At 51.2% G+C, this 2,626-nt stretch carries 3 protein-coding genes; 1 reads left to right on the forward strand and 2 read right to left on the reverse strand.

Going from position 1 to position 2,626, the window contains the following annotated elements; genetic code table 11:
- The first annotated feature begins 165 nt into the window (after positions 1 to 165).
- Positions 166 to 696 carry an ORF6N domain-containing protein gene (locus E3J62_09740; GenBank protein TET44630.1) on the forward strand — a complete coding sequence of 177 codons (531 nt, stop codon included), beginning with the start codon at positions 166 to 168 and terminating at the stop codon, positions 694 to 696.
- Between the two features lie 277 nt (positions 697 to 973).
- On the opposite strand, the gene E3J62_09745 is transcribed toward E3J62_09740, so the two are convergent.
- Complete coding sequence (locus tag E3J62_09745) at positions 974 to 1,483, reverse strand: hypothetical protein (protein ID TET44632.1); 510 nt, start codon at positions 1,481 to 1,483, stop codon at positions 974 to 976.
- Positions 1,470 to 2,612, reverse strand: a complete 1,143-nt coding sequence (locus E3J62_09750; protein TET44631.1) for a helix-turn-helix domain-containing protein — start codon at positions 2,610 to 2,612, stop codon at positions 1,470 to 1,472. Before E3J62_09750 ends, E3J62_09745 begins: the two co-directional genes overlap by 14 nt.
- Positions 2,613 to 2,626 lie beyond the last annotated feature (14 nt).

Below are 2,626 nucleotides of genomic sequence, written 5' to 3' on the forward strand. Positions count from 1 at the left end.
TTACACGAGTCCCTATCCGGAATAGGGCGAAACAGCACTTCCTGCCTATGTTTCCCCGGTAGTCTGCCTGACAGCAGAAACTGAAGAAGACAACACGCAGGAACGCAATCTTGAGGTCACAATTTGTGACCTCAAGTTGAACACAGTAACATGGACGATTTACATATGGGAGCCCGGAAAAGCACATCCTTGATTCCTGCTGAGCGGATAGAGCGGTCTATTTTGCTCATCCGTGGCGAGAAGGTGATGTTGGATGCAGACCTGGCAATCCTGTACGGTGTTTCGACAAAGGCTCTGAATCAAGCTGTAAAGAGGAACCGCGATCGCTTTCCCCCAGACTTCATGTTCCGGCTCACCAACGGAGAAAAGAAGAGGGTGGTCACAAACTGTGACCACCTCCAGAGCCTCAAGTTCTCGGCTGCCTTGCCGCACGCCTTCACCGAGCAAGGCGTGGCCATGCTCTCAACGGTACTGCACAGCAAACGGGCTGTTCAGGTCAATATCGAAATCATGAGAGCCTTTGTTCGTCTCAGGCAGATGATAGCATCGCATGCGGAGCTGGCCCGCAAACTTAACGCTCTAGAAAACAAATACGATACCCAGTTTAAGGTTGTCTTCGACGCCATCCGCCAACTCATGATTCCCCCTGAGCTGAAGCGCAAACCTATCGGCTTTTCTGGGAAGAAGAAAAAGTAGTCTCAGGAAGCCCCCCCCAATAACGCCATCCTCCCCCTTTGTCAAGGGGGAGGAATAAAAGGAGAGGGTATCGCTAGGTGTGCGAGGCCAGCCGAAGCGCCAGCTTTTGTAGGGGCGCGGTCGCCGCGCCCTTAGCACGCAAAAAAAGAGCGTGTCATTGCGAGGAGCGTTAGCGACGAAGCAATCTCCGGCAAGGTCTTTAATTTCCCAATTTCATGTTTTTGAATCTCCGATTTTCGTTTTTCGATTTCAGCTCTACGTTCTAACTTCTACGATTTCAGATGGAAGTGCCCCTGCCCTGGATCCTCATTATGCTGCCTTCCTTCAAATATCTCTGGAATGTCTCTTCAGTATGCTTTGGCAACAGTGTTTTTGTGATCCCCGCTCCCTTCAACAGCATTTCGAACGAGATCCCTCTGTCACCAAATCCCAGAACACCGAGAGCCACGGCAGGCGCATGATCACAGGTGCAGAAGTGCAGCTCCTCGTTTGCACTCACAACGCAAAGTGCCTCTTTCTCACCCTGATGGATTTCTGCCTTTAGCACAGGGTCAAACCGTTCCGCGAACTCCCTCAATTCGTCTGCTGTTACAGAAAGCTCCTTGAACTTCTTGTCCACATCCTTCGTAAGATCGATAGGGTGTTTATGACCCACTTCGTCCTCGTGAAAATACACTTCTTGACGGAGAATAATCGAAGATATGAAGATCTTGTACTTCGAGAGAATCTCGTCCCAAACCCCAAACCCATGCAAGTCTATGATGACATCAGCATCAAGTAGCACCAAACTCGGTCGAGTAGTCCTCTTCTTCGTCAAATCCGCGTCTCCTCATGAACGAACTGACTTCACTAAAAGGCACATCTAAGTATTCCGCAAGCTTCGCTTTTGAAAGCTTGCCCAACTGGAATGCCTTAATGGCCAAGGTCACATACCGCTTGGACAGGTAGGGTCTCTCCGTGTCCCAGTCCGACCTCCGCCGCTTCCGATCCGTGTCTTTGATCTCTCCCTCTTCGAGAGCCCTTTGAACCTTCTGTCTCCTCAATACCCGGAGATTGGCCAATCTCCAGAGCAAAGCCTCGGTGGATACTCCGAAGTCACGCGCCATCTCGACAGCATCCAAGTAGGAGATCTTCTTGTTCTGCACCCGCTTCGAGAATTCGGCTTTCATCTCGCGTTCCGGCAGGAGAAGCACGGAGGCGAACGCATCCGCCCACTTCTCTACTGGCGGTTTTCCCGCTTCCGAAAAATGCGCTTTTGGAGAAATCAGGTCCCAGGTGAGGATGTGGAAAAGTTCGTGAGCCAGGTCGTAGTTGCGCCTCCAAGGCGCATCACTCGAATTGATAAGGATTGCTTTCCCGAAGCCATCCACGGTTGAAGCACCGGAGCCTGCATCACCCATCTCAAGAAATATGACCTTCACACCAGCATGCGACTCAAGGACCTCGACAAGAGATAGTGCGGGGCTTCCACCGAGATTAAGAAGACGCCGGTAGTCTTCAGCGAGCCGGGTTGAATACTCAAGAGGGTCTTTGAGTAACTGCGCCTTACTCGGCACTGAGAGGGCCAACTCGGGCTCACTGTCTTCTTCTTCGGTGAGTTCCAGCAGCCGTTGGTATCTCTTGCACAGTTCCAAGAATCTCCTCTTGAGAAGCGGATTCTCTTTTGCTCCGGGCTCCTTCCTCCATAAGACTAGAGGTTCTGTCTGAGGAGTCCGGTAGAAATGCTCAGGGCTGCGGCCGTAGATCTTCGCAAGCTTGAACAGCTCCCAAGCCTTCACTTCTCTTGAGCCGTTCTCTATGTAACTAAGGGTCTGATAGTTCGAAAAGCCCATTTCTTTTGCCACGTCGGTTTTCGAAAGCCCCAATGACTCTCTTTCCTTTTTGAGCCTTTTCGCCAAACCGCGGCTCTTTTTCATCTCATCTCTCCTTT

It is taken from the genome of candidate division TA06 bacterium (genome assembly GCA_004376575.1).
In the GTDB taxonomy this organism is placed as follows: Bacteria; Hydrothermota; DG-26; order E44-bin18; family E44-bin18; genus E44-bin18.